This window comes from Rhizocola hellebori (assembly GCF_016862955.1).
Taxonomy (GTDB): domain Bacteria; phylum Actinomycetota; class Actinomycetes; order Mycobacteriales; family Micromonosporaceae; genus Rhizocola; species Rhizocola hellebori.
Window position 1 is genome coordinate 1 of record NZ_BONY01000122.1, and the last position, 25,018, is coordinate 25,018.

25 protein-coding genes, 2 tRNA genes and 1 pseudogene are annotated in these 25,018 nt (G+C 65.3%); 17 read left to right on the forward strand and 11 right to left on the reverse strand.

Going from position 1 to position 25,018, the window contains the following annotated elements; translation table 11 throughout:
• Positions 1–67 precede the first annotated feature (67 nt).
• Entirely contained in the window at positions 68–844 is a 777-nt protein-coding gene (gene map / locus Rhe02_RS46040; RefSeq protein WP_203914899.1) for a type I methionyl aminopeptidase, read from the reverse strand.
• A 65-nt stretch (positions 845–909) separates the two neighbouring features.
• On the opposite strand from map, the gene Rhe02_RS46045 reads away from it, so the two are divergent.
• Complete coding sequence (locus Rhe02_RS46045) at positions 910–1,185, forward strand: helix-turn-helix domain-containing protein (protein WP_203914900.1); 276 nt, start codon at positions 910–912, stop codon at positions 1,183–1,185.
• A 35-nt stretch (positions 1,186–1,220) separates the two neighbouring features.
• Here Rhe02_RS46045 and Rhe02_RS46050 read toward each other — a convergent pair whose 3' ends face one another.
• Positions 1,221–1,763 carry a hypothetical protein gene (locus tag Rhe02_RS46050; RefSeq protein ID WP_203914901.1) on the reverse strand — a complete coding sequence of 181 codons (543 nt, stop codon included), beginning with the start codon at positions 1,761–1,763 and terminating at the stop codon, positions 1,221–1,223.
• Between the two features lie 162 nt (positions 1,764–1,925).
• On the opposite strand from Rhe02_RS46050, the gene deoD reads away from it, so the two are divergent.
• Positions 1,926–2,633 carry a purine-nucleoside phosphorylase gene (gene deoD / locus Rhe02_RS46055; protein WP_203914921.1) on the forward strand — a complete coding sequence of 236 codons (708 nt, stop codon included), beginning with the start codon at positions 1,926–1,928 and terminating at the stop codon, positions 2,631–2,633.
• A 30-nt stretch (positions 2,634–2,663) separates the two neighbouring features.
• Here deoD and Rhe02_RS50705 read toward each other — a convergent pair whose 3' ends face one another.
• A complete protein-coding gene (locus Rhe02_RS50705; protein WP_275412694.1) occupies positions 2,664–3,887 on the reverse strand; it encodes a DUF6114 domain-containing protein in 1,224 nt (407 codons plus the stop codon).
• A gap of 61 nt (positions 3,888–3,948) precedes the next feature.
• Entirely contained in the window at positions 3,949–4,578 is a 630-nt protein-coding gene (locus Rhe02_RS46065) for a DUF6230 family protein (protein WP_203914902.1), read from the reverse strand.
• Between the two features lie 533 nt (positions 4,579–5,111).
• Here Rhe02_RS46065 and Rhe02_RS46070 point away from each other — a divergent pair.
• Entirely contained in the window at positions 5,112–5,336 is a 225-nt protein-coding gene (locus Rhe02_RS46070) for a winged helix-turn-helix domain-containing protein (protein WP_203914903.1), read from the forward strand.
• Between the two features lie 108 nt (positions 5,337–5,444).
• Here Rhe02_RS46070 and Rhe02_RS46075 read toward each other — a convergent pair.
• The 3 genes from Rhe02_RS46075 to Rhe02_RS46085 form a co-directional block, all read right to left on the reverse strand.
• Positions 5,445–5,517, reverse strand: a tRNA-Arg gene (locus tag Rhe02_RS46075).
• Between the two features lie 34 nt (positions 5,518–5,551).
• Positions 5,552–5,641: transfer RNA gene (locus Rhe02_RS46080), tRNA-Ser, on the reverse strand.
• 134 nt (positions 5,642–5,775) lie between these two features.
• On the reverse strand, positions 5,776–6,525 hold the full coding sequence (locus Rhe02_RS46085) for a CPBP family intramembrane glutamic endopeptidase (protein ID WP_239124492.1): 750 nt from the start codon (positions 6,523–6,525) through the stop codon (positions 5,776–5,778).
• A 64-nt stretch (positions 6,526–6,589) separates the two neighbouring features.
• On the opposite strand from Rhe02_RS46085, the gene Rhe02_RS46090 reads away from it, so the two are divergent.
• Positions 6,590–7,702, forward strand: coding sequence for a globin domain-containing protein (locus Rhe02_RS46090; protein WP_203914905.1), 1,113 nt, complete (start codon positions 6,590–6,592; stop codon positions 7,700–7,702).
• Here the strand turns inward: Rhe02_RS46090 and Rhe02_RS46095 are convergent.
• Positions 7,695–8,642: pseudogene (locus Rhe02_RS46095) on the reverse strand (helix-turn-helix domain-containing protein); the annotation flags it as partial. The gene Rhe02_RS46090 and the pseudogene Rhe02_RS46095 sit on opposite strands and share 8 nt — an antisense overlap.
• A 174-nt stretch (positions 8,643–8,816) precedes the next feature.
• On the opposite strand from Rhe02_RS46095, the gene Rhe02_RS46100 reads away from it, so the two are divergent.
• The 8 genes from Rhe02_RS46100 to Rhe02_RS46135 all read left to right on the forward strand — a co-directional run bounded on the left by Rhe02_RS46100 (position 8,817) and on the right by Rhe02_RS46135 (position 14,426).
• On the forward strand, positions 8,817–9,593 hold the full coding sequence (locus tag Rhe02_RS46100; RefSeq protein ID WP_203914907.1) for an IucA/IucC family C-terminal-domain containing protein: 777 nt from the start codon (positions 8,817–8,819) through the stop codon (positions 9,591–9,593).
• A 60-nt stretch (positions 9,594–9,653) separates the two neighbouring features.
• Positions 9,654–10,142 carry a hypothetical protein gene (locus tag Rhe02_RS46105; protein ID WP_203914908.1) on the forward strand — a complete coding sequence of 163 codons (489 nt, stop codon included), beginning with the start codon at positions 9,654–9,656 and terminating at the stop codon, positions 10,140–10,142.
• 45 nt (positions 10,143–10,187) lie between these two features.
• Complete coding sequence (locus Rhe02_RS46110; protein ID WP_239124493.1) at positions 10,188–10,865, forward strand: response regulator transcription factor; 678 nt, start codon at positions 10,188–10,190, stop codon at positions 10,863–10,865.
• Positions 10,858–12,273 (forward strand): sensor histidine kinase, encoded by a 1,416-nt coding sequence (locus tag Rhe02_RS46115; protein WP_203914909.1) that lies wholly within the window; start codon positions 10,858–10,860, stop codon positions 12,271–12,273. The genes Rhe02_RS46110 and Rhe02_RS46115 overlap by 8 nt, the downstream gene beginning before the upstream one ends.
• Positions 12,274–12,307: 34 nt before the next feature.
• Entirely contained in the window at positions 12,308–12,880 is a 573-nt protein-coding gene (locus Rhe02_RS46120; RefSeq protein WP_203914910.1) for a hypothetical protein, read from the forward strand.
• A gap of 69 nt (positions 12,881–12,949) precedes the next feature.
• Positions 12,950–13,423: a hypothetical protein gene (locus Rhe02_RS46125; protein WP_203914911.1), complete on the forward strand. Its 474-nt coding sequence runs from the start codon at positions 12,950–12,952 to the stop codon at positions 13,421–13,423.
• A gap of 268 nt (positions 13,424–13,691) precedes the next feature.
• A complete protein-coding gene (locus tag Rhe02_RS46130; protein ID WP_203914912.1) occupies positions 13,692–14,024 on the forward strand; it encodes a hypothetical protein in 333 nt (110 codons plus the stop codon).
• A gap of 129 nt (positions 14,025–14,153) precedes the next feature.
• Positions 14,154–14,426, forward strand: a complete 273-nt coding sequence (locus Rhe02_RS46135) for a hypothetical protein (RefSeq protein WP_203914913.1) — start codon at positions 14,154–14,156, stop codon at positions 14,424–14,426.
• Between the two features lie 52 nt (positions 14,427–14,478).
• Here Rhe02_RS46135 and Rhe02_RS46140 read toward each other — a convergent pair whose 3' ends face one another.
• Positions 14,479–18,654 (reverse strand): hypothetical protein, encoded by a 4,176-nt coding sequence (locus Rhe02_RS46140; RefSeq protein ID WP_203914914.1) that lies wholly within the window; start codon positions 18,652–18,654, stop codon positions 14,479–14,481.
• Positions 18,655–18,826: 172 nt separating this feature from the next.
• Between Rhe02_RS46140 and Rhe02_RS46145 the strand changes: the two genes are divergently transcribed.
• The 3 genes from Rhe02_RS46145 to Rhe02_RS46155 are packed head-to-tail and all read left to right on the forward strand — an operon-like array spanning position 18,827 to position 21,319.
• Positions 18,827–19,174, forward strand: a complete 348-nt coding sequence (locus Rhe02_RS46145; RefSeq protein WP_239124494.1) for a PadR family transcriptional regulator — start codon at positions 18,827–18,829, stop codon at positions 19,172–19,174.
• A complete protein-coding gene (locus tag Rhe02_RS46150) occupies positions 19,171–20,250 on the forward strand; it encodes a hypothetical protein (protein ID WP_203914915.1) in 1,080 nt (359 codons plus the stop codon). Before Rhe02_RS46145 ends, Rhe02_RS46150 begins: the two co-directional genes overlap by 4 nt.
• 10 nt (positions 20,251–20,260) lie before the next feature.
• A complete protein-coding gene (locus tag Rhe02_RS46155; protein ID WP_203914916.1) occupies positions 20,261–21,319 on the forward strand; it encodes a hypothetical protein in 1,059 nt (352 codons plus the stop codon).
• Here the strand turns inward: Rhe02_RS46155 and Rhe02_RS46160 are convergent.
• Both Rhe02_RS46160 and Rhe02_RS46165 read right to left on the reverse strand, forming a co-directional pair.
• Positions 21,309–23,372 (reverse strand): HelD family protein, encoded by a 2,064-nt coding sequence (locus Rhe02_RS46160; protein ID WP_239124495.1) that lies wholly within the window; start codon positions 23,370–23,372, stop codon positions 21,309–21,311. The two genes, Rhe02_RS46155 and Rhe02_RS46160, sit on opposite strands and share 11 nt — an antisense overlap.
• Positions 23,373–23,523: 151 nt before the next feature.
• Complete coding sequence (locus Rhe02_RS46165) at positions 23,524–23,973, reverse strand: hypothetical protein (protein WP_203914918.1); 450 nt, start codon at positions 23,971–23,973, stop codon at positions 23,524–23,526.
• A 35-nt stretch (positions 23,974–24,008) separates the two neighbouring features.
• Between Rhe02_RS46165 and Rhe02_RS46170 the strand changes: the two genes are divergently transcribed.
• Together Rhe02_RS46170 and Rhe02_RS46175 are read left to right on the forward strand one after the other, a co-directional pair.
• A complete protein-coding gene (locus Rhe02_RS46170; protein WP_203914919.1) occupies positions 24,009–24,335 on the forward strand; it encodes a hypothetical protein in 327 nt (108 codons plus the stop codon).
• 83 nt (positions 24,336–24,418) lie between these two features.
• Positions 24,419–24,985, forward strand: coding sequence for a hypothetical protein (locus tag Rhe02_RS46175; RefSeq protein WP_203914920.1), 567 nt, complete (start codon positions 24,419–24,421; stop codon positions 24,983–24,985).
• Positions 24,986–25,018: the final 33 nt, after the last annotated feature.

A 25,018-nucleotide genomic window follows, 5' to 3' on the forward strand; every position in this document is an offset into this window, starting at 1 on the left:
CCGCCGCCACCGCCAATGACCTGCGAAAACGCCGGTAACCCGAGTCGGGTTCACCGGCGTTTCGTATTTACTGGCGCGCCGGCAGGGTGAGGATTTCGGCTCCGTCGTTGGTGATGGCGATCGTATGTTCGCTGTGGGCTGTACGGCAGCCCGTCGCGCTTCGCAGTGTCCATCCGTCGGCATCGGTGATGAGGTCGGCGGTGTCGGCCATGACCCAGGGTTCCAAGGCGAGCAGCAGGCCGGGGCGCAGGGTGTATCCGCGGCCGGGCCGGCCGGTGTTCGGGATGTGCGGGTCCTGGTGCATCGTCGATCCGATGCCGTGCCCACCGAACTTGGTGTTGATCGAGTACCCGGCTTCGTGGAGGGTCGAGCCGATGGCGTGGGAGATGTCGCCGATGCGAGCACCCGGCCGGGCGGCGGCGATCCCGGCTTGCAGCGCGCGTTCGGTGGCGCTGATCATCGCGACGCTCTCCGGCGGCTTTGAGTCGCCGACGATGAAGCTGATGGCGGAGTCTGCAACTACGCCGCCTTTGGAGACGGCGAGGTCGAGGGAGAGCAGGTCGCCGTCGGCCAGGGTGTAGTCATAGGGCTTCCCGTGGAGCACGGCGTCGTTGACGGACGTGCAGATGTAGTGGCCGAATGGCCCGCGCCCGAAGGAGGGCGCGTAGTCGACATAGCAGGATTGCGCCCCGGCCTCGAAGATCATGGCCTCGGCCCACCGGTTGATGTCTTGCAGGTTGGTGCCTACTGCGCTGCGGCTCTTGAGGGTCTGCAGAATCTCGGCGACCAGGGCACCAACCTCCTTCGCCCGGGGCAGCTCGGTGGGGGCCAGGATCTCGATCATGCCGCGCCTTCCTCGCGTACCAATAACTATCCCGGCCATATTATGCCGGTATTAGAATCGGGACCATGGTCAGGTTGCCGCTCACACCCGCAGAGGTCGAGCGCGGACAGCGCCTCGGTGCCCTGTTGCGTCGTGCCAGGAGAGAGCGCTCGATGCTCGAAACCGCGCTCGACGCACGGGTCTCGCCGGAGACCCTGCGAAAGATCGAGACGGGCCGCGTGGCGACCCCTGCTTTCCCGACCATCGCGGCTATCGCCGACGTGCTCGGCCTCTCCCTGGACGCCCTGTGGGCCGAGATCAACCAGCCCGAGCCCGGTGTTGAACCAGCGAAACGCCGGTGACCCGAGCTGGGTCACCGGCGTGGCTGTTCAAAAAGTTAGAAGTTGTGAACGATGTTGTCCGTCCGGATCATGATCGGGTTGAAGTCACTGCTGCAATCGTTGAATTTGATCAGGACGTAGATCTCGTCGGTGCCGTCGTCTTCGTTCAGGACACGCCAGTCCACCGTCTTGTCGAACTCGACGCCCAGCCCGCCGGGCCCAACGGCCGGCCAGCCCGGTGACACGGGAACGAACGTGCGGTAGTCGTCGTCGCCGGAAGGCAGGCTCCATTGGAGTCCGGGTGTGCGGTCGGTGTCCGCACCCCATAGCTCGGCCGAGAAATTGGCCGGGCAGTTGAGGATCGCGTCGCGCGCGTATCCCTCCGGCGTGATGTCCAGGCCGACGTGCACCTGCCAGTCACCGGAGTTGTAGTTACCGATCCGGATGCAGACGTTGAAGGCGGTGGTGTGCCATAAGTAGGGGCCGTTGGTGCACGACATGGTGTCGGTCGGTGCGGCGGCCGCCGGGGCGGCGGCGATCAGGGTGGCACTCATGATGACCGCCGTGACCGCTGCCAGTTTCTTGAGGACCTGACGCATGGGGTTCTCCTCTGCGTTGCGTCGTGGTGCCAAGCCAGATCGGCAGTTGGCACCGGAACGCTATGGGGCTGCGCTCACCGTCAAGTCATCATCGAGTCATTTCGCAGGTGAGCGCTTGCCGCCTGAAAGAGAGACCGATGGCCGGTGTGGAAAGATCAGCGTATGAGTACGCACATCGGCGCTAAGCCTGGCGAGATCGCGGAGCGGGTGTTGATGCCCGGCGATCCGTTGCGGGCTAAGTGGATCGCTGAGAACTACCTCGAGGATGCCAAGTGCTATTCGACGGTGCGCAACATGTTCGGCTTCACCGGCACGTATCAGGGAAAGCCGGTGTCCGTACAGGGGTCGGGGATGGGGATGCCCTCAGCGTCGATCTACGCGCACGAGCTGATCAACGAGTACGGCGTGAAGACGCTGATTCGGGTTGGGTCATGCGGGGCGCTGTCCGATGAGCTGAACTTGCGGGATGTGGTGGCCGCGATCGGTTCCAGCACGGACTCGAACATGAACAGGATGCGCTTCGACGGGCTGATTGATTACGCCCCGGTGGCCGACTTCGGTCTGCTGCGCACGGCCGTCGAGGTGGCTGAGCGGCGCGGCGTGAACATGGTGGTGGGGCCGATCCTCGCGGCGGACGCCTTCTACACCGACCGGCCCGATCTTTACGACACGCTGGCCGACTATGGCGTGCTCGCGGTGGAAATGGAATCGGCGGCACTCTATACGATCGCGGCCCGTTACAAGGCGAAGGCGCTGACGATTCTCACCGTCAGCGACCACATCAAGCGCGGCGAGGCCACCACCGCGCAGGAGCGCGAGCAGACCTTCTCGCAAATGGTGGAGATCGCGCTGGATACGGCAATCGCGTGAAGTGGAGGCCCCGGCGAACGGGGCCTCCACTTAGGATGCCCGCACCTGGTTGATACGCAACGCAGGCGCGTGCAACTCCGGCGAGTCCACCAGCACCAGCTGGATGTCCGGGTCGGTGAAGAAGACCAACGGCAGCGGAATCGGTGGCGGCAGATTGTCGGGGGTGTAGTCGACCGGGATCAGGCCGAAAAGGTTGGCCCGGAATCGGCTGGTGTAGAAGAAGACTGTGCCGCCGTTGACGGTCAGCTTGCTACTGCGCAGCTCGGTGTCCCAGCCTTTGTCGCCGAAGACTCGAAGTTTGAAGTCGTTCGTGTCCGACTGGGCCATCGAGAATTTGAGCACCCGGACATTGGCCGCGCCCTTGACGGGCAACTCGACCACACCCTCGAAGTTGAGGTTGGTCATGGTGACTCTGCTTCCGGTCATCCGGCCGGGACGGCGTGCGACGAACGTTCCCTCCGCCATGATCTTGGCCGGTTCCGCCGGGGTGGCCGGCGGGCTGCCCGCGCCGGGTTTGCCCGGCGAGCTGGGAGCCGTGGGCGTTGAGGGTGTTGGCTTTTCCGTGGTACCAGGTGATGGTGAAACAGACGCAGAGGGCGTCGGGCACGGCGAGGGCGTCGGCGCCGGAGTGGGCGAAGGTGTCGGAGTTGGCGTCCGGCCTCCCCCGAGGAGCCGCCCGAAGAAGTCGACGATGTCGCCGATGAGTTCGCCGATCGGCCCTTGGCTCGGTGTCGGAGACGGGCTTGGCGCCGCGGCGGGCTGGCCGCACGGGGCGGCCTGGGCCCGGCCGGGCGTGCCCATGACCGAGAGGCTGAGGGCCAGCGCGATGATCACCATCGCGGCATGACGCGGCGAGGAATCCTCGGTCTCCGCTTGCGGCGAGGCGTCGGCCTGTTCCGTGGCAACAGTTATCGGGTTCCAGGCGAAGATGAGGCCGCCTCCGATGATCCCGAGCAGCATGCCCACGATGAAACCGCCCAGGTTGACGCCGATCAGTGAGTAGATCGCTACGAAAGTGGCGATCAGCCCGTAGAAATGGCGCTGTGCGGGCATGAACCAGGCCAGCGGTCCACAGATGATGAGGGTGAAGGCGATCAGGTAGGCCGGGAAGCCCTCCTGACCGATCGAGATGGTGCCCTCACCCAACTCGAGGTTCATCGAGCCGATGATCTCGAGTCCGGCCAGCACGGCGAGCAGGCCACCCCAGAAGGGCCGGCTCTGCCGCCATTGGCGGAATCGTTCCCACACGGTCACTGAAGCCTCCAAGGTGTTGGCGTTTCCGGGTGCGCGATCGGCACCCGGAACGCTGGTGGGTTCACGGCCTGATGGTGCTGAAGCATTCGGAGCCGTCAAATTTCAGGTTCAAGCTCATGCCGGTGAGGTGGAATTCCCCGGCGTGGGTGCTGTAGAACCGCTGCTGCAGACCGGTGATGACCGCCCGATCTGCTTCCTGGCCGAACTGTCCCTCCAGGCCGACCGGCGGCAGCCCGCCCTTGGTCAGCGTGGACGAGTCCTTGCCGATATCGATGTTGTAGAAGACCGCGTCGCCGGACAGGTGATCCATGCCGATCAGCAGATCCTTGGCGATTACGGGCTTGTTTTCTTCGCGCCCGCCCCGGATGAACAGTGTGATGTCGGTGCCCGGGATCCTGACCGATTGACACAGGTCGAAGATTTCGGCGTACTTGATTTGCGAGGCCGCGACCGGGATAACGGTCCCGTCCTTCTTGACGACCACACCCGGGTACTGGCTGAAGCCCCTGGCATCAAGGGTGTCGGCCGAGAGCATGGCGGTCTGACCCGAGACCGTCATGAGCACTGGGATGGCACCGCTTGCGACGCCGCCCATGAGCGCGGTCATCGCCACCGTGGCGGGCACCACGACGGCGGCAAAACGTTTCCATCTGGTACGGCCCAGTACCACTTTGCCTTGCGAGTCCTTCACACGGACCTCCTCGCGATTGGACCGCCAGCGCGATGCGCGGCGGCAAGTTGGCCCCGATGTTTCCGGCTTATGACGCGCACCACAAGGCCTTAGCTACTGGCCGGTAACAGAACCTGGCACGCCAACGGCAGAGTCAGCACGTTGCGTAGTGGATCGTGCCCAAATAGACCCAATAGAAGCGCTTCCGCCCCCGCGCACGGTGACTATCCGTAAATCATCGACCGTCAATAACGGTTTCGTAACGAGATCTTCCGGAAGCGGGTGTGGTGACCGGCGTTCGCGGAGGGCTCGGTCACCACACCCGGCGTGCCGACCACGCACCGATAGCAGCACCCGGCACACCAATGGCGGTCCTGCCCCACGTTGCGGGCGGAATCACCAGCGCTCCCACGGGGTGCGAGCCACGGGGTGTCGGGCAGGACCATCGGTTACGTTAGACGAGTTAGTTAACTATGTCTAGTGGCTGAACATGGGAGTTGATTCGAACGGGTGGCGGTGATCTACTACTGGGGCGAGCCATGGGAGATGACCGTATGACTGCTAAGTACGAACGGTTGGCGAACGCCATCCGTGACCAGATCAAGTCCGGGGAACTGAAACCCGGAGACAAACTACCCTCGATCAGCCAGCTGCGGGACGAATTTAAGGTCAGCTATGGATCCGTGCGCGGCGCCATGCTGGTCCTCAAGGCCGAGCAGCTGGTCGAAGGCCGTCAGGGCGATGGGGTTTTCGTTAAAGACCCCAAAGCAAAGCCCTGACGCTGGCACCACCGCACCCTCTCGGCGTTCTAACCCCGGCGCCAAGAGGGTGTTCAGCATGTACACATCAAGACGCCCCCGCCGGTCAGGCGAGGGCGTCTTGCTTTGCGCGCCCGAAGGGACTCGAACCCCTAACCTTCTGATCCGTAGTCAGATGCTCTATCCATTGAGCTACGGGCGCGTGTGCTCGACCAGCATACACAACGGGTCTTGCGCGGAGGCTCCGGGATTCGAACCCGGGAGGGGCTTTAGACCCCAACCGCATTAGCAGTGCGGCGCCATAGACCGAACTAGGCGAAGCCTCCAAGGACGGCATTTGACATGACCATCCGCCGCACGAGGATACCGTGCGGCCATGACATAGAGCAAAGCGGTAGGCACTCAACGCCGACCGGCTGCGCTATCGAGCGTGTCGAAGATCACGCTGCCGCGTGTGTCGTCAAATCCAATCCAGACGGTCGGCCAGCAGCGCGTACCCGACGAAGGCCACGATGTCGAGAATCGAATGCGCGACGATGAGCGGGGCCGTCCGCTTCCACCGTAGAAACACCAGGGCGAAAAGCACTCCCATCACGGCGTTGCCGATGAAGCCGCCAAACCCTTGGTAGAGATGGTAAGAGCCGCGCAGGATGGCGCTGGCGGCAACGATCGCCGGGACGCTCCAGCCGAGCTGGCGCAGCCGGGTGACGAGATAGCCGACAACCACCACCTCCTCCAGCACCGCGTTTTGAATCGCGGCCAGGATCAGCACCGGTACCCCCCACCACACCTCGGGCAGCCCGGTCGCGACGATGTCGACGTTGAAGCCCAGCTTGTTGCCCACCACGTAGAGGCCAAGGCCGGGGATCCCGATGACGGCCGCGAGAAGCGCCCCCATCCCGAGATCGAAGCGCCACCTGTCCCGATTGAGACCGAGCAACCCGCGGCCGTCGCCGGGGTCCCGATTCAGCAGATGGATAGCGAGAAAGACCGGGACGAGCGCGAAGAAGATGCCGAGCAGCTGGTAGGTCAGGTCGAGCCACGGCCGCGCGTTGAGCGAGGGGTTCAGCTGGGCCGTCTGCTGGTTCAGCGGCACGGTACGGGTGAGGCGATCGATGATCCTTACCACCGCGTAGATGCCCGATGCTCCCAGCGAGACGCCGAGGACCAGGAGAGTCTCGTTTCTTTGCCTAACCTTAAGTTCCGCCACGAGTAGGTACGGTCGCACAGTCTGTCCGGCTAAGAAACGTGCATGATGAAGAAAATCCTAAATTGTGAGCGACCTTCAGCGCCTGTTGAAAGAAAGCTGGACCTTGGTCGAGGAACAGCAGGACAGGCTGGCAGGCTATTTCTACGCCCGAATCTTCTTGAGGAATCCGGCCGTCCGCGACATGTTCCCGATGACCATGGACGTTCAGCGATCTCGGCTGCTGGGCGCGATCGTCACCGCCATTCAGGCCGTTGACGACCCGGAGCGCTTCGACGAATACCTGCGCGGCCTGGGCCGGGACCATCGCAAGTTTCAGGTGGTTCCGGAGCACTACGAGGTCGTGGGGAAGGCACTGCTCGACTCGCTGCGCACCTTCGCGCGCGACCAGTGGACCTACGAGTACGACCAGGCGTGGCGCGACGCCTATGACGTGATCGCGCGCAAGATGCTTGCCGGAGCGGAGTCCGACTGCAACCCGGCGTGGTGGCACGCCGAGGTGATGTCGCATGAGCGCCGCTCCCGCGACATCGCCGTGCTCACGGTCAGGCCCATTCAGCAGCTGGAGTACAGGGCGGGCCAATACATCTCGATGGAGTCCCCCGCGCACCACCCCCGCGTCTGGCGGACCTACTCGGTGGCTAACGCCCCAAGAGCCAACGGCACCATGGACTTTCACGTGCGAGCCGTGGGCGTGGGCTGGCTTTCCGGCGCGCTGGTGCGACGCGTCACCAAGGGCGACATGCTGAGGCTGGCGGCGCCGATGGGCTCGATGGTCCTCGACCGGCGGTCCACCCGCGACATCGTCTTTCTCGCCGGCGGAACAGGTCTCTCCCCGATCAAAGCGCTGCTGGACGAGTTGACCAGCTTCAACCGGACGCGCTGGGTGCATCTGTTCTTCGGCGCCCGCGATCGGCAGGACCTCTACGATCTGCCCTACCTGCAGACGCTGGCCGAGGCCTACCCTTGGCTGTCCATCGTGCCGGTCTGCAGCCACGACCGCGGCTGGGGCGGCGAGGAGGGCACCGTGGCCGAGGCTGCGGCGCGCTACGGCCCTTGGCGCGATCACGACTTCTTCGTCTCCGGGTCACCGGCCATGGTCAAGACATCGTTGCGCGCGTTGGCCCAGATGCAGGTTCCGCATGGACGGATCCGCTACGACGCCTTCAACGACCACTGACCGGTGTCCGGAACCGCCACTGCAGCTGGAATCGCGCGTTCAAGGTCGGATCTTCGGTGCGCCACGTGAAGATTTCCAGCTCGCCGTCGCGCTCCCGCACGATCGGCGTGCGAAGCGGCGCCTCCTCCGCGGCCATCGACGTCTCGACGCCCCATACCTGGGGGTCGCGCTCGACCGGGAAACGCATCTGCACCACCAGACGCCGGGTCGGCAGGCGCACCGCCCGCTCGAACCAGTGGCCCCACTGCTCCTCGTGGACGTGATAGCTGTATTCGACAGTGGTGCGCTCGCCCGGGTACAGGGGGAACCGTCCCTGGTCGTTTTCGAAAAGCAGCCAGATTTCCTTGAACGCGTCGCGGTCGACCTTCGCCTGCCACCGCATGGGTTCTATCGCGCCCGGAGAGCCGCAGTGGGCGGTCAGCCCCAACTCGTCGGTGATCAATGGGTACTGGCGATGGTGCGCGTTGGAGCGCTGCGGCTGGCCGGGGTACCGGTCGACGGCCACCCGCATCAGGTAGCGGGTCACCGGGTCGCCGCCGGCGTTGTAGAGCGCCCGGCGCACCACCAACTCGTACTCTCCGTCATGAAATGTGAGCTGTGCCTCTTCCAGCTCGACCACGAGCCCGGCTCCAGGCGGTAACCACTGGGTCGGAATGACGGGTTCGCGAGTCAGAAGGGTGACCGGTCCGCGGGCTTGACGCGCCTCGTCGTACTCCTGGAATCGCCGCCAGATCGCCCCGCTGGCGCTCAGCACGGCCTCGGCGCGGCGGGCGAAGTCCTCCGTCGGCCGGTGTCGACGCCCCTCGATGTGACTGATGTAGGACGGATCGAAGCCCATCCGAGCGGCCAGCTGCTTCTTGGTCATTCCCCGATCAACCCGCCATCGGGCCAGCTCATTGGCGAAGGCTTCGGCCGCCCTCTCCACCGGGGAAACAGTCATGTATTCATTCTTCGTTGACAAGGGATCAACTGCTGGGAACTGCAGTTTTCCTGACGAATGGCTTGACAGGCTCGATGGGTGACGGTCCGTAGTTTCCTTCCCAGCTGGTCTGGTTAGGCTAGCCTTAATTGGGTACAGTGTGTCGATCGCTAGAGGAGGAGGTGGCATCGGACGGTGAGCACGACAGCATTTACCAACACCCCCGATGCGCTGCGCCCCCTAGCGGTCACGCTGAGTGCTCTTGGATCGACGCAGGGCCTCGCAGATCCCCTTAACGTGGTCGATCAATCGGGTTGGTTGCACGCGAACGATCTTCTCAATGGCTCGCGTCTTCCCGATCTGTTCGAAGTGGCGCGCCGCCGCTGGGGCGCGGCTCCTCACGCCGCCGCCACCCTCGCGTGGAAGTCGTACACCTACTGGCTCGCCCTGCCCGCGGTGTTGAGCTGGGCGGTGGCCAGGCGTATTCCGCACATCGAAGCCGATAACGTTCTGGTCCGGTTCAGCAACCGGTCGCCTCTGATCCAGATCGGTCTGGCCAGCCCGGCCATGGTGGTGCTGCCCGACGATCCGCTGGCCCAGAGCGGCCTGCCCGGGATCTCGGTCGCGGCCGATGAGGACGTCCTGCTCAAGACCTTGCGGGTCGGCCTGCTCGACCGGCACCTCGACCCGCTCTCCGAGCGCATCCGAGCCGAGGTGAAGGTCGGCCGGCGAACCCTGCTCGGTTCGGTCGCCTCCGGCATCGCCTACGCCGTCGTTCGCGCCAGGAACGTGCTTCCCGAGCCGGCCGCGCCGACCGTGGACACCTTGCTCCAGGCGCTCGACCTCGATGATCTCGTCGAGGTGACCCCGGGGCCGGGCAGTGAACCGGCGGTGCGGCGCAAGACCTGCTGCCTCGCGTTCACGCTCCCCCAGCCAAAAATCTGCTCCGGCTGCTGTTTGAGAAGTGCTTGATTGAGAAACACACGTGAGTGAGATCACGTGACGCCCTAGGTGCGTCATCGTTGCATTGGTATGGACGTGTTCTCGCGTACGTTCCTCCCGGCGACCACCGAAGCCGGCATTCCGATGCCGACGGTCAGCCGACATATGCCAATCTTCCGCCGCTGCGTAGAGCCCGATGACGCGACCGTTCTGGTCACGCGGGCGCAGCGGCCCGACCGGCCTCTGGGCAGCGACTTCCTGTTGCTGCTCACCTACCGGCGGCTCGTGGTCACGCAGGAGACACGGGTGCTCAAGCGCCTGCGTCTGCACTTGAACACCGAGCTTCGCCATCTCGCGAACGTCACCTGGCACCCGGACCCGCGCCTGGCCGCCATCGAGCTTGCCGCGACCGCGGTCGACGGCATCCGCGAGCGCTTCTGGATCACGGCTCGGCACCCGAAGCAGGTGTGGCATCTGGATGCGCTTTTCAGCCACATCTTCCGGCCGCGGCTCGTCGCGCCGCGCGCCGGCGAACCAGCTCCCTACGTGGGGTTCGCCGACCACCTGGTGCGGGTCTGACATCCTGCTTACCTGACTCTTACACGGCTCAGACATCATGGGCCGGTGGAAAAGGGTCTGATCCTCGTAGTTGAGGATGAGCGTCCGATCGCCGAGCTTGTTCGCATGTACCTGCAGCGCGACGGCTTCGGCGTCGAGCTCGAGTCCGATGGCATAGCCGGGCTCGCCGCCGCCAAACGGCTGCGACCCGCGGCTTGCATCCTCGATATCGCGTTGCCCGGCATGGAGGGCACCGAGATCTGCCGCCGGTTGCGGGCCGAGGACGTCTGGACCCCGATCATCTTTCTTACCGCGCGCGATGACGAGGTCGACCGCATTATCGGCCTTGAGCTGGGCGCCGATGACTATCTCACGAAACCGTTCAGCCCGCGTGAGCTGGTGGCCAGGGTTCGGGCGGTGTTGCGGCGCTCGGCTGGAAGCCCGGAGCCCGACCGAGCCAAGATCGTCGGTGGGGTCCGGCTCGATCCGGCGACCCGCAGCGTCAGCGTCCACGGGGATCCGGTTCATTTGACGAGTACCGAGTTCGACCTCCTCATGCATCTGATGAGCCGCCCCGGCCGCGTCTACACCCGTGACGAGCTTCTGAGCGCGGTGTGGGGGTATGCCGCCCACGGTGGCACGAGAACCGTCGATGTCCACGTGGCCCAGGTCCGGGGCAAGCTCGGCGAGGCAGCCTCGATCATCCGAACTGTCCGTGGCGTCGGATACACCGCCGATGCCTGACCGTTCCGACCTCACGGTCCCGATCCGATCCCTGAACGCGCCCAAGCCGCAGGTCAAGGGTTCCAGCGTCACGGCGCGCGCCGTGGTGACCGGATGCGTCGTCGCGCTCATCTCGGTCTTCGTCACCGCCCTGATCGCGGTTCCGCTTGCCGCGCAGGCGGCTGAGAGGTCGGCCCGGGATTCGCTGGCCACCCAGGCGGCCGCGGTCGCGGCCGTGCTGCGGGTTCGTCCCGCCGCGGCCAAGCGCACGCCCGACGCGCTGCCCATCATCGAGCAGCTTCGCAAGCAGGGCATCGACGCCTTCGTGGTGACCGAGGGGAAGTCCGACCCGGCCGGTCTGCCGCCACCGCTGATCCAGCAGCTCAGCTCGGGCAAGGCGGTGAGCGTACGAGCGGCACCCGTCAACGGCAAGATTTCCATGATCGAAGGCAGGCCGACCGGCGAGGGGGAGGGCATCGTTCTGGTGCGCTCGGTCGGCACCGGCGTCGGGATGAGGGTCATCAGCAGCCTGTGGCTTCCGCTGTTCGCCGGGCTCGCCGCCGGCGTGCTAGCCGGTGTCCTATTAGGACGATGGTTGGCCCGGCCGATCCGCAATGCCGCCATCGCGGCGTCTCGGCTCAGCTCCGGCGACCGCGGGGTGCGCCTGGCCGTCGAGCCGCCGGTGGAGGTCGGCCGGCTCGCCCTGGCCATCAACGAGCTCGCTGAGGCGCTCACCAACAGCGAAGGGCGCCAGCGTGAGTTCCTGCTGTCAATTTCGCATGAGCTTCGAACACCTTTAACCACCATTCGGGGGTACGCGGAAGCCTTGTCCGACGGGGTGGTGGACGTCAACGCCGCCCCAGCGGTCGGGCGCACCGTCCTCGTGGAAGCCGAACGCCTCGACCGGCTCGTCGCCGACCTGCTGTCGCTGGCGCGCCTGGAGGCGGCCGACTTCGCCATCGAGATATCCAATGTGGACCTCAACGAGGTGATCCGCTCGGCCGAGGTGGCCTTCGCGCCGCGCTGCGCCCAGCACGGCGTGCGGCTTCGCCTCGAACAGCCGCCCGCGCCTGTCATCGTGCGCACGGATCCGGTTCGGCTGCGCCAGATCGTGGACGGGCTCGTCGAGAACGCGCTCCGGGTGGTCCCGCCGGGCCGGCCGATTGTGCTCGCCGTCGGAGCCGGGCCGAATCGGGCGGTGGTCGAGGTTCGCGACGGCGGGCCGGGTCTGACCGACGACGATCTCAAGGTCGCCTTCGAGAAGGGGGCGCTTTATCGCCGGTACCAAGGAGAAAGAAAGGTTGGAAGCGGGCTGGGCCTGGCGCTCGCCTCCGGGTTGGCCAAACGGCTCGGCGGCATGATCGAAGCTGGTCACGCGCCCGAGGGTGGCGCACGGTTCACGGTTTACCTTCCTCATACACGCAACTGACCTGCGATTAGCCGATCTGGCCCACCATTTGGGCATGAGAAAGTTTGCCCTGAGCCTGCTTATCGGTTCCTTCGCCCTGCTCGGCGCCACCGCGTGCGGCCCGGCCGAGGCGTCCGCCATCTTCGCCACCGCCGAAGCCGAGGCCCTGGCCGCGATGGGTGTGCAGCCCGAGGACATCGTCGCCGCGGAACCAAGCCTCGACCCCATTGCGGTCTCGTCGCCGTCGGAAAAAGGGACGCCTTCGGAGAGGGGCAAGGGCGATGGCGCAAACAAGCGCCTCGACGCCTGGCGTAAGCGGCACGCCGCCAAGGTCGCCCTGCACCGCAACGTTCTGCACGGCGAGGCCGTCGTGCAAACCAAGGAGGGCACGGTCACCGTCCTGGTTCAGCGCGGCCAGGTCACGGCGATCACCGGCGACTCGGTGACCGTCAAGTCCACCGACGGCTTCACCCAGACCTGGAAGTTCCACGAGAACCTGCGGGTGGTCGAGAAGCGCGCCACCGTCCAGCCCTCACAGGTCAAGGTCGGCGCCGAAATCGCCCTGGCCGGTCCTAAGAGCGGCGATACGCCCATGGCACGCCTAATCGTGATCCCGATGGCCAAATAGCCCCTTACCTACCCGCACTCCTGACGTTCGATTGAGCCGAACGGTGGAGTGCGGGTAGGGTGCATCGACATGCGCCACGTCATGAGTCTCGTCGCCGGAGCCGTCCTTGCTCCGCTGATTTGGGTTCTCGTTGCTGCTGGTCAGGGTGCGTTCCAAAGTGGACTTTCAGCCGAAGGCGCCCCAAGTGACCTGACCATGGGCCTCATCCTTCTCGTCGGCATCGGCCTCGGGGCCGGGCTCATCGCCACCCTTCGTACCTCACCCATGGGCGCGCTCCTCGCTGGCCTAGTCTTCATAGGTGCTTCGGTTTACCTGTACCTGGACCAGGCTGGAGCATTGAGCGTCTTCACCACCACCTGGCAGGTCAAGGGCTACCCCATCAATCTGGCACTGCCGTTGACCAACGGCGTGCTGGCGTTCGCCGGCGCCCTGCTCATCATGTCCACCTTCAGCGCCGAACGCTGGCACAGCGACGACGACGAAGCGGAAGAGGAATGGACGCCCATCCCTCAGGAAACCCAGGATTATTGGAGCTACCGCTAGGCTTCGGCCTTACGCTGTGGACATGTTCAGAGCCGACCGACCACCCATTCCGAGCCCGGAAGGGTCGAGGCCACGGGACAGCGATCCGTCATCGATCTACGCATGGTTCGGCGAGCCCTACGCAACGTTGAGTGCGCCGGCCGCCGTCTGCCAGGGGACCGGGTTCAGCGCAGACACTCCACACATTCCCAATGGGGATTTGACTCCGCTGCGGCCCGCGGAAGTCGGCTTCCACTATGTCACCGACTCCGGGCTGGAAATTCGTGTCATGAACCGCCGCATCAACGATGGCGACGCCTTCGAAATCGGCGACCACGTTCGGCTCTCGCTCATCGACATGCTCCTTCCCATCACCGGCCCTCGGCGCCTGCCGCCAGAGCTGCTCCGCGCTGAGGAGCCGCTGACCCTGAGCCGTACCATCGCCATCGATGGCCGCGCAACCTCTTGCGCCGCCATGGTTTGCGGTGATGTCGAAGCGTGCGGCGTGGAGTTTGCCCGGTCAACCGTCATCGTCGCTTCATTCCGGCGAGCCTTCACCGAACACGCCATCGCACTCGAATTCTTTCCAGCCCACATGGGCAAGTTCATGGATGAATGTTGATGACCCGATAATCGACCTAACCAACATAGGCTTCATTCATGATTTAGTGGCGATCGAAGACTGTTGTTGCTTTGGCTTTGTCGATAGGTTGATTGGTATCCGCACACTCCTAGTAATGGAGGAATCACGATGCGCAATCGCCAAAAGCTCGCCAAGCGCCTCGCAGTCGTCAGCGCAGCCACCCTTGCGATGGCCGGAGCATCCCTCATCGCAGCCAGCCCCGCCCAGGCCACACCGGGCGACTGCTCCGCGTACCTCGCCGCCCAAGGCTTTGGCGGCGTGGAATTCTCCCTCGCCTGCACCCTGGGCGACATCTCCTACACCGTATGCGTCACCCAACTCGGCCTGCTCAGTGTCCCGCCATTGACCGCCGACGTGGCATGCCGCCTGGCGGCCGTCTAAAACCGACAGGGCGGCCCCCGAACATGATGGGTCCGGGGGACGCACTACAAGGCTAGCGAATGCACGGGTCCCCGGCTTCCTCCCCAGGAAGCCGGGGCTTTATCACCGCTTCCCACCGCTCCTTGACCGCCGCTTCATACATCTCTCGGAGCACATTGCTTCCCTCGGAATATGGCCGCAGGGAAGCGATCACCTTGTCCACACCTTCGCGCTGCCTGATCAACGGAACCAAATTCACCAAGGCTTCCTGGGAGCTTTGCTTTGCGAGTGGGCTCAGGATGGCTGTCGCCCCATCCGAGTCCCCTTGGTCCTGCAGCAGCAAAGCCAGCTGCAACTTAGCCGCCGTATGCCCCGCTTCTGCCAATTGGCGCAGCCCGTCGGCATCTCTATGTTCTCGCAGCAACATGGCCAACTGCCTAACCGCATGACCATCGTCGCTGTCGACTCTCCGCCGCAGCTGCTCTGTGTCACCTTGCCGCCGTAGCAGCTCAGCCAATTGGGCGCTAGCGCGCCAAACACCGGACTCCGCTAGCGGCGCCAAAGCCGAAATTGCTTCCGTTGGCTCGCCACGTTTATTCAACAACGTCGCGAGAGCCTCTGCCGCATCGATGTCACGCTGGCGAACCCGCTCACGCAACCCAGCTATGTCCCCTCGGTCCTCCAACAGGCCGGCCAACTCCGTAGCGGCTCGACTGTTGCCTCGGTCGGCCCTTTGGCGCAGCTCCTCAGCATCGCCTCGCATGCGCAGAAGCCGTGCCAGTTCAGCAGACGCCAGGTAGGAATGAGGACTGTCGGCCCGTGGGCGTAAGTAGGCAATCGCCTCATCGAGGTCGCCCCGCGCCACCAGCAGCTGTGCCACGTGCCTTGCTGCCTCCTCTCGACCCTGGGCCGCGCGCTCCTGCAATTCCTCGATATCGCCTCGCTCCCGCAGGTATTCCAGCAACTGGTTTCTTATCGGGTCCTCTGCAGTGGGAACCTTTCGCAGCACGGCGATCGCACCGTCCAAGTCACCGCGCTCTCGCAAAAACCGGGCCAACCTCTGGCCCGCGCCGAAGACGCCACGTCGCAACGCATCGCGAAGAACCGAAATTGCCTCTGAGTGATCACCCCGTTGGCCGAGCAACTCGGCAAGAACCAAGGCTCTGGAAGGATTTCGCGGATTCACGTGGCGGCGCACCACAGCTATCGCTTCGTCCAGATCTCCCCGCTGCCGAAGGATCGCCGCCAGATGGTAACCGGCCAGCCAGCTGCCACAATCGGCTCGCTCTCGCAACTCTCCTACATCGCCGCGTTCCCATAGCAGCAGCGTCAAACGCCTCGCCGCCTCACTCTCTTCGTCTGGTCTGCCGCGGCGTTTGCGTTTGTTTTGGCGATTCAGCGTCTCGCCGTCTGCCCATTGGCGCAGCTGCTCCACGTCACCGCGCTCCCAAAGCCAACTCGCCAGCCGCTTGGCCGCCATGTTGTCACCTTGATCGGCCCGGTGCCGCAGCTGATCCACGTGTCCCCGCTCCAACAGCAGCACAGCCAGTTGTTCAGCGGCCTTGATGTCACCGCCGTCTGCCCGCTGACGCAGCTGCTCTACGTCGCCCTGCTGCTGGAGAAGTCTTGCCAGTAGCTCCGGGGCCTGCCAATGCGGCCTATCAGCGAAAAGGCGGACCGCATCAATCGCCCCCGCCAAGTCGCCGCGATGCTCCAGGACATTGGCCAATGTCCTGGTGGCCTCCCACTCATAGTCGGCGTGTCTCCGCAGAACGACAATCGCACCTTCCACATCGTCCTGCTCCAGAAGTAGCGCCGCTAGCCGCTCTGCCGCTGTCCAATCGGTTTCCGCGAACGGCCGAAGCACAGCGACTGCTTCAGCCAAATCACCCCGCTGACGCAGCAATCCGGCCAGCTGCAGACCTGCCGCCAGGTCACCAACACCCACCCTTTGCCTCAGCTGTTCCACATCACCCAGCTCGCGAAGCAGGCTGGCCAGCTGCTCCGCGGATTGGTGGTCGCGGTCAGCGTGCGCGCGAAGAACAGCGACCGCCCCGTCAGGGTCGCCGCCCTCGCGTAGCAGCGCTGATAGCTGAACCGCGGCGAAGGCATGCCCTCGGTTTGCTCGCTCGCGCAGCTCGGCTGCGAGACCCCGAGAGCGCAGCAATGTCGCCAGCCGCCGAGCGGCGTCAAAGTCTCCAGCGTCCGCTCGGATCCGGAGATCCTGCAGCTGGGTCGTGGCGGTGATTCGGTCCTGGATCAACGCGTGACGGAATTGGCGAACGGTTCCGTTTTGGCGAAGCACGCCGCGTTGATGGGCATCGTCGAGAAACCTGTTGAGCCGCCATGGGAGCCAGCCGCTGAGGATGAGTTGCAGGCGGGCCAGGCGGAAGGCGATTTGATCCCACCACCCCGCGCTCAGGCCCGCGCCTACGGCGAACACCATCGTCACCACCCAGGGCCACAACCGTTCGGGCGGTTGCCATGCTGCCAATCCGGCACCGACGATCGCGGCTGTCAGCCCATATTGGAGCGCAGCGGTCGCCGCGCGGATCTGGCGGATTCTGCCCATGTTGCCCACGCGGAGCTGATGCAAGATATTCATGCCACCAACGACCCCGCCCACGATCGTGCCGGATACGACTCCGAACAGGAGGTCGTCTATCAGCAGCCCAATTGCCACACCGTAGATTGCGCCGAAGGCTAGGTGCGCTATCAAACCCGGAAGCAGGCTCGGCCAAGGAACCCTCCATAGGTTGCGGAAGATGCCGGTGGCGGCAGCACCAACGGACAGCGCCGCGCCGACGATGGCACCGAATAGCGACGGTGGGCCTGGGGTCAGCCAGGCGCCGAGGCCGGCTAACAGGCTAATCAGCACCACAGCCGAGGTGGCCCAGACGCCGGTTGTCAGCGAAGGGCGAGAACTGAGCAGCCCCAAGGGAAATCTTGGCTGCAAAAGATCGCGGGTTCCGAGTAGGTACAGGCGGTAGGCCAGGCAACCCAGCCAGCGGGCGGCCTGCTCGGGTGGGTAGGAGCGCAGCTGCTCGGTGTTGGCCGCTACCAACTGAGGGTCGTCGCTGTCGTAGGCGGCCGCGAGGTAGCGATCGATCAGCAGGTCGGTGATGGCTCGCCGGGTGGCCAGGCCGGCCAGTTCACCGGGATCGCTGCCGGGGCGGCTGTAGGCCACCCGGGCCATAGCGACTAGCAGCGGCGTCGTCAGTGTCGTGGCCAGAACGCCGGTTGAATCAGCGCGCAGGCGGGCGAATACGGGCTCCCACAATGGGCGGTCTGGGTCGGGATGGGACAGGAAGTCGATGGCATCCTCGACGAGCACCGGCTGGATCTCGACCACGGCCGCCCGCGGCAGTACCCGGCGGGTGGCGTCCACGATCATGCTGTATTCGCGGCTTCGGCAGGTCAGCACGAGCGGATGTCCTGAGGCCGCGAATTCATCCAGCTCGGCCACGGCCTTCTGCCGTCGCTGGGGCGGCAGTTCGTCGAGCCCGTCCAAGACCGGCAACAACCAAGCGCGCGGCTTCGCGGCGCCGTCCATCCGGAACGCCTCGGCCAGGGTTGCGGACAGTCGACGGTTACCCCTCCTGCCGCCGACCAGCCTGTGATCGTCGGCGAGGCGGCCGCTGATGAACGCCGCCACCGATTCCGACTCGGGGTTCCACGAGGAAATGGGCAGCAGCACGGGAATCGGCTCGCCCAGCAGCGGCTCGGTGAGCAGCTGCCGGGACAGCAGCAGGGCCAGCACGCTCTTTCCCGCGCCCGGCTCTCCCAGAATCACCAGCTGCCCGTGTGGCAGCGCACGGAATGCCTGAACGATTTCGTCGACATCGCCACGCATCGGGAACTGCTGCCAATCGCCCTCGCCACCGATCACCACCGAGCGCGCGGCAGCCGGACGGCCGGTGGAGCTATAGCGCACCGTCAACGGCAGCGATCGGCTCACCCCGTGCCGCCATTCCTGATCCCGATAGGCGACCAGCAGCCGCCGGGACAGGTTACGTGCCGCCTCGGCGAGCAGATCCTCCATGTCGGAACCGTCGGTGTGCCGGGTGATCTCGATGGCCGCCGCCAACCCGCACAACACGGCAACCGCCGGCCACACCACCCAGGGCCAGTATCGCCACGACACGTCGATCGTGTCGGTGGCGAGGTTGAGCATGAGCGCCAAGGCTGTACCAACCGCGACATAGGTCACCGGCGACAGCTGCCGTCGCCCCGCTTTCCGACGAGCCACCAAGATCTCCCGGCAAGGTCGCATGAGTAACTATGCGAAGTAGTGTCACACGTCGATTCAAGGCGGGTAATCACACGTCAGCCCACTGAGTGAGGTCCAAATAGGAGCTGAATAGAGCCGGGCATCCTAATCGGCATTGGCAGGATATCTTGTGGACCGATATATTGGGCCGATGAGCGATCGGGTAATGACGGAGCCCGCATTCTTCATCCTCACTGCGCTGGTCGATGAGCCGCGTCATGGCTACGGGATCGTGGGCGAGGTGGCCACGCTTTCCGATGGCCGGGTTCGACTCAAGATCGGCACTTTGTACGGCGTCCTAGACCGCCTGGTCGGCGACGGCCTGGTCGAGCGCGACCGGGATGAGGTCCAGCAGGGTCGCCTGCGCCGGTATTACCGGTTGACCGAGTCGGGCCACCGGTCCTTGACCGACGAGACGGAACGGCAGGCCGCCAACGCCCGCGCCGCCACGGAACGGCTGCAGGCCTGGCGACCGGCGAGCCAGGGGTGGGCATCATGACTCGGCTGGAAGAGCGCTACCGGCGGGTGCTGCGGCTGCTGCCCGCGTCGTACCGGGAAGTCTGGGAAGAGGACATGGTCTCCACCTTCCTGGCCACTGTCGAGACCGACGATCGCGAGCAAGCTGAATACCTCGCCGACTACGGCCGGCCGGGCTGGGACGAAGTCGCCAGCATTGTGGCTCTGGCGATCCGGTTGCGGTTCGCAAGTTCGGGCGCTCCGCCGCGTTATGCGACCTGGGCCGAGGCCATCCGGCTAGCCGCGCTCGCCGGGTTGCTCGTCAACGCGGCAGCCAGCACGGTAGTTCTGGTGCTTACTCTGTGGCGGGCGGGCATGATCCCGTTGATCCCGGCACCGGCGCCGCTGCCTGAGCCGCCTGGCTACCCAGCCGCGTGGCATCGGCTGTTCATGTTGGCCGCGCTCGCGGGTCTGCTTTGGCTGCCGGCCTTTCTCGCACTGGTGCTGGGCCGCCGAGCGATGGCTCGATGGCTTGCGCTGGCGGCGGTGCTAGCCGCGATCCTGTCCACAGCAGCCACTGTCGCCTTCGCTCAGCAGCTGCTGACAGGCGAGTTGTGCTACGGCCTTCTCATCGATGCGGTGCTCGTGCTGGCGCTGACGACCTTCACCCGAGGCGCGGCGCCGGTCCAATACCGAAGCTGGCTATTGGCGTTCGTGTTGGGCACGGCGGTGATCGCCGCCTACTCGCTCGTGCTGTTTCAGCCCACCACACCGTTTCCGCCGCTCGACTGGGCTGGTCTGGAGTGCGTCATGCTTGTGACCGCGGCCGCGGTGCATATCTCGGTCATCGCCACTCGCCGCCAGCTCCGGATCGTGGCCTGGACACCGGCCCTGGCCATCCTCGCGTTCGTCGTCCTTGGCCTGAGACTGGTGTCGCTGTCGGACTATTCCCGGTTCGGTTCCTCCGGATGGCATCCGGCCACTGTCCCGCTCGGCATAGCCGAGGCTGTCGTGGTCGGGGCAACCGCGATTGTGCTGGTGCTACTGTCCGCCCGCACCCTGCGCCGGCTTCCGGCCACCGGCGCCGACGCCACAGCCTGGTCCACCTCTTCCCGGTAGGAGTTCGTCGATGGTCAGCACCGCCGTGGCCCGCCCCGCTGCGGGTTACCGCACCAACCTGGTGACCGCGCTGCTCGGCGCGTGGCTGACTGTTGGGCTGCTGCTCGACACGTGGGCCCACAACAACAAGCCGGAGCTGGAGAGCTTCTTCACGCCATGGCATGGCGTCTTCTACACCGGGTTCTTCGCCACCGCCGCCTGGATCGGGTGGACCGTGCGCGGCCCGCTGCTCGAAAAGCGCTACGCCCAGATCCCTGCCGGCTACGGCGCCGCGGTCGTGGCCGTGGGCGTGTTCGCGCTTTGCGCGTTCGGCGACATGATGTGGCACCTCACCTTCGGCATCGAACAGACCATCGACATCCTTTTCAGCCCAACCCATCTCGGCCTGGGCGCGTCGATGGTGACGATCCTGCTCACTCCGGTGCGCAGCGCCTGGGCTGACCGGTCGCTGCCCGCCGCGCCAAGTCTGGGCCGGTTGCTGCCCTCTGTCGCGTCCACCGCCCTGGCCGCCACGGTGACTCTGCTGTTCCTCCAGTACGCCAACGCGTTCACCCACGGCAGTGGCGATGTGGTCGTCGCGCTGTCCACTATGGACCAAGGTTTCACGGCCGATCTCGTGACGGACATGGTGGTGACCAACCTCGTCCTGCTGTTGCCCATCCTGACCCTTGCCCGCCGCTGGACGCTCCCGTTCGGCGTCGCAACCGTCCTCTATGCCGCCGCCGCAACGCTTTCCGCTGCGGTCACCGACTTCGACAACTGGGAGCTGATGCTCGGCATGGTCGCCGCCGGGGTGGCTGTCGACCTTCTGGCGCGTTGGCTTGACCCCAGCCCGCAGCGGCTGGTCCGGTTTCGGGTCTTTGCCGCTGCGGCTCCGCTTGTCACCTGGGCGATATACATCGCTACGGCCTACCTGACCAGCCCACCGCTGTACAACCCGGATGGCCGCGTCGAGGCCATGCCCGAGGTGTACACCGGCGCGCCGATCGTTCAGGCCTTGCTCGGATTGCTCGTCGGCATCCTCCTGATCCCTGACTTCGGTGGCCGTACCACAAAAATTAGCGAGTGAATGGCAGCGGCTTGGTGTGCAGGATGACCAGCTCGGCGACGGCCCGGGTCAGGGCGACGTAGAGCCGGTTCATGCCGCGGGGCTCGGCGGCGACGATGTCGGCCGGCTCGATGAGGACCACACGGTCGTATTCCAAACCCTTGATCTGGCTGACCGGGATCGCGTTCAGCGACGCGGCCAGGTGATCGGGGGCAATGATCGCGCCTGTCTCCTGAGCGATCGCCGCGGCCAGGTCGTCCACCTGGCGAATCTCCAGCTTGCCGCCGGGCCGGAAGGAGCGCGTGGGCTCGATCCCCGGCGCCAGGGCCAGCTCGGCGAAGTCGGCGATGACCTGCGGCACCCGGTAACCCGTGGGCAGGTCAAGCGTCCTGACCTGACGCTTTCCCAGCCGCTGTACCAGTTCCGCCCACGACTGCACGGCCAGAGGATGGGTGGCCTGGCCGAGATCGCCCACGATGGTCATCGAGGCATGGGCGGCGCGCCGGGCGATCATCCGGCACTCCATCGGCGAGAGATCCTGCGCTTCGTCGAGGATGACGTGCAGGTACACATCATCGGCGGGCTCGGAGTCGATGACGACGGGCAGCGGCTCGGCCAGGACCGGCACGAAACCCTCCTCGCCGTAGGGGTCGAAGCCGTCGATCCAGCTCGTCACCTTGTGGCCCTCGCGCAGGAGGATCGCCGACGCCCAGCGCTGCGCCGACCAGTAGCCGTTGTGGTCGATGGCCTGCCCGGATTGCGCGATCGGCGCGGGAAGCCCGGGCGCGAACAACTGCCAGCCATCGTTGAGGCTCCAGCTCAGCACGAAGGTTTCCGCCAGACGCGTCCCGCTTCTCAGCTCGCGGGCCTGCCACTCGGGCACCTTCGCCGCCTGCCTCTCGGGCCGGCCCAGGATCTCGGCGAGCTCATCTAGCAGGGGGACGTCGTCCACCGACCACTCGCCGTTCTGCGCGGGCAGCACGTCCTGCGGGGTCAGCGACGGCCACCACGCGTTGAGGAAGGCATCCGAGATCTCCCTTCCGTCGAGAAGCTCGGAGAGCACCTGGGCCGCCTCCGCTCGGGCGCCGTTGGGCTTGATTCCCTTTGCCTCGCAACGTTTTCTGATCTCCAACCGGGCCTTCGCCAGGTCGCCGGCCTCCAGCGTGCTGAGCCGGCCCGGCGCTTTGGGCGGGGTTTCCCAGGCCAGGTCGGTCAGCACCTTCACCATCCTCAGGGCGCCCTTCGATTTGGCCACCTCGGCCGAGTCTCGGCGGGTCGCCACGACGCCCTCGAACAGCTCGCCAATCGCTCGCAGGTGAACGCTGTCCTCACCGAGCCCGGGCAGCACCCGGCCGATGTATTCGGTGAACACGGTCGATGGCCCGACCACCAGAACACGGCCGTCGGCGAACCTCCCCCGGTCGGAGTAGAGCAGGTACGCGGCACGATGCAAGGCGACCTGGGTCTTGCCGGTGCCGGGGCCACCGGTGATCAGCGTGACGCCGTGAGCGGGCGCCCGGATGGCTTCGTCCTGCTCACGCTGGATCGTGGAAACGATGTCGCGCATATGCTCGCCGCGTTCCCTGGTCAGCGACGCGAGCAGGGCTCCTTCGCCGACGACCCCCTCGACGTCAGCCTTGGTCAGCACGTCGTCGTCGAGCCAGACCACCTTGGGCCCCTCGCAGGTGATGACGCGCCGGCGATCCACGCCGAGCGGCTCGCCGGGGGTGGCGCGGTAGAACGGCGCTGCGGCCGGCGCACGCCAGTCCACTACCAGCGGCTCCCGATCCGCATCGCGCACCCCGAGCCGGCCGATGCGATAGGTGTCGCCGTCGTCGAAATCCAGCCGGCCAAAGACGATACCTTCCTCCTGACTGTCCAAATCGGACAGCTTGGCGGCGGCGGTCAGCACCATGGCATCGCGCTCGACCAGGCCGGTGCGCGGACCCGACATGGCACGGCCATGCCCCTCCGCCTTCAGCTCCCTAGCCTGCTCACGCATGACCTCCAGGCGCGAGTAGACCTTGTCGACTACCTGTTGTTCGATGGCGATCTGGTTTTCTGCTTCGGACACAGTGCTCCCTCGTGCGTGCGACGGTTTGGGCACGCCCATCTCCGCGGGCTTGTCGAGAATATGTGCCGGTCGGGGGCACAAAATCGGTATCTGGGGCGATTCGGACCGCTTGCCCAGCCGCTATGATTGAGAGGCAGGCAGGGAAATTGCCTCAGCCAATTTTGAGGGTACGGGCTAGCCGAGCTAGCGAGGTCTCGCTGTGTGAACGGTAGCGGCCCAGCGTGCTGCCGTCCGACATGAAAGCGGTCAACGGAGTCCAGCGCATTCGGCCCGACTCGGCGCGCCAGATGAGCGCGGGATAGTCGGCAATCTCCACCAGGCTTCGCCGGGGGATGGTCCGGTTCCAGAGAAAACCGCGCACGATCACCACGTCCGGCTGGACGGTCACGCCCATACGGTAACCGCGAACCGCCAACACGACTCCGCCGCATGCGGACACAAGGCCCAGAATCGCGCCCTCCCAACCCGTGAGCGCAATCACAGGCGCCAGCACAATCAGCATCGCGCCCGGCACCGCGCAAGCCGCACGAGTCACCGGCAGGGGCCTGAAGTCATGCACCGAACCATTGTCGCGCCCGAGGTCAAACAGCTTCCACAGCAAGGGCTGACTTGTGGCACGGCACTACCGTGCTGGACATGCTCCCGGCACGCGTAGCCAACGAGGCGCTGAGCCCAGCGGGCTCGATGGCGATTGGGCTCTGCTTCCTGGTTGGTGCGATCGTCATCGGCCGTTACGCGCTTAGGCAGCGGGCACGTGACCGCGTCAGGGAGGGCAAGGAGATCGGTTCGGTCAATGACCTGTTCGCTGGTGAGTACAAGGGCGAGCCGAGGTACCGCTGGATTGACTCCTGGGATCACCAGTTCCGGCCTGAGCTGTGGTACTGGTGGATGTTCGCCGCCATCATGCTGACTGCCGTGGGAACAACCCTGACGATCCGAGGTTTGGTTGAGACTGTTACGTGATCGCACCGACTGTCTATATGCGACTGCCCTGCCCCATTGTTGTTGGGACAGCGCGAGATGAGTGCGCCGCTTATGCTGCCCACATGTCGCAGCCACCCGTAGCCGACCCTGAAAGCGTTTCTAAACCCCCGCTGTCCGGGTGGCGGCTGGCCGTTGGTGTGCTGACAGTCGTGGCGGTGGGGCTTGGACTGACCTTGGGCGTCATTGCCGTCTTCCCCAGCTTCCGCCCAAGCAGGAGCAGCGATTGCGGGATCGATCGAGGGGGCTGCGTAAGCGAATTCCGGCTGTCTCGCCTGGACGGAAAGCTCCCCACCGAACAGCAGTTCCGCGAAGAGCTGCCGAGCTATGCCCGGCTCCTCATGGCCTGGAAACTGTCCGAGGCACGGTCTTTTCAGCCCGTCACCCTCCCGTCGGCCTTCCAATTCTGGGACTTCATGGTGTTCGTCGGCTGCACCGGTGGGGGGAAGCTGAAGGTAACCGTGACGGATGAGTCCACCACCGGGAGTTCATGGATCAGCGTGCCCTGCGACGGGGTGATCCCGGTAGGTATGGCCATCGCCGTTGGTCACGATCAAACCCACGGACCATTCACCTTTGAGATGACCCCAGAGGGCAACGTCACCGATGCGGAGTTTTTCGTGCGGGATTAGGTGAGGCCCGGCCGAAGCCGGGCCTCACCTGCC

Coding starts and splice junctions, on each gene's coding strand:
- map (WP_203914899.1), bottom strand. CDS start 844: ATGATCGAGATCCTGGCCCCCACCGAGCTGCCCCGGGCGAAGGAGGTT.
- Rhe02_RS46045 (WP_203914900.1), top strand. CDS start 910: ATGGTCAGGTTGCCGCTCACACCCGCAGAGGTCGAGCGCGGACAGCGC.
- Rhe02_RS46050 (WP_203914901.1), bottom strand. CDS start 1,763: ATGCGTCAGGTCCTCAAGAAACTGGCAGCGGTCACGGCGGTCATCATG.
- deoD (WP_203914921.1), top strand. CDS start 1,926: ATGAGTACGCACATCGGCGCTAAGCCTGGCGAGATCGCGGAGCGGGTG.
- Rhe02_RS46070 (WP_203914903.1), top strand. CDS start 5,112: ATGACTGCTAAGTACGAACGGTTGGCGAACGCCATCCGTGACCAGATC.
- Rhe02_RS46105 (WP_203914908.1), top strand. CDS start 9,654: ATGGACGTGTTCTCGCGTACGTTCCTCCCGGCGACCACCGAAGCCGGC.
- Rhe02_RS46115 (WP_203914909.1), top strand. CDS start 10,858: ATGCCTGACCGTTCCGACCTCACGGTCCCGATCCGATCCCTGAACGCG.
- Rhe02_RS46120 (WP_203914910.1), top strand. CDS start 12,308: ATGAGAAAGTTTGCCCTGAGCCTGCTTATCGGTTCCTTCGCCCTGCTC.
- Rhe02_RS46125 (WP_203914911.1), top strand. CDS start 12,950: ATGCGCCACGTCATGAGTCTCGTCGCCGGAGCCGTCCTTGCTCCGCTG.
- Rhe02_RS46130 (WP_203914912.1), top strand. CDS start 13,692: ATGAACCGCCGCATCAACGATGGCGACGCCTTCGAAATCGGCGACCAC.
- Rhe02_RS46135 (WP_203914913.1), top strand. CDS start 14,154: ATGCGCAATCGCCAAAAGCTCGCCAAGCGCCTCGCAGTCGTCAGCGCA.
- Rhe02_RS46145 (WP_239124494.1), top strand. CDS start 18,827: ATGAGCGATCGGGTAATGACGGAGCCCGCATTCTTCATCCTCACTGCG.
- Rhe02_RS46150 (WP_203914915.1), top strand. CDS start 19,171: ATGACTCGGCTGGAAGAGCGCTACCGGCGGGTGCTGCGGCTGCTGCCC.
- Rhe02_RS46155 (WP_203914916.1), top strand. CDS start 20,261: ATGGTCAGCACCGCCGTGGCCCGCCCCGCTGCGGGTTACCGCACCAAC.
- Rhe02_RS46170 (WP_203914919.1), top strand. CDS start 24,009: ATGCTCCCGGCACGCGTAGCCAACGAGGCGCTGAGCCCAGCGGGCTCG.
- Rhe02_RS46175 (WP_203914920.1), top strand. CDS start 24,419: ATGTCGCAGCCACCCGTAGCCGACCCTGAAAGCGTTTCTAAACCCCCG.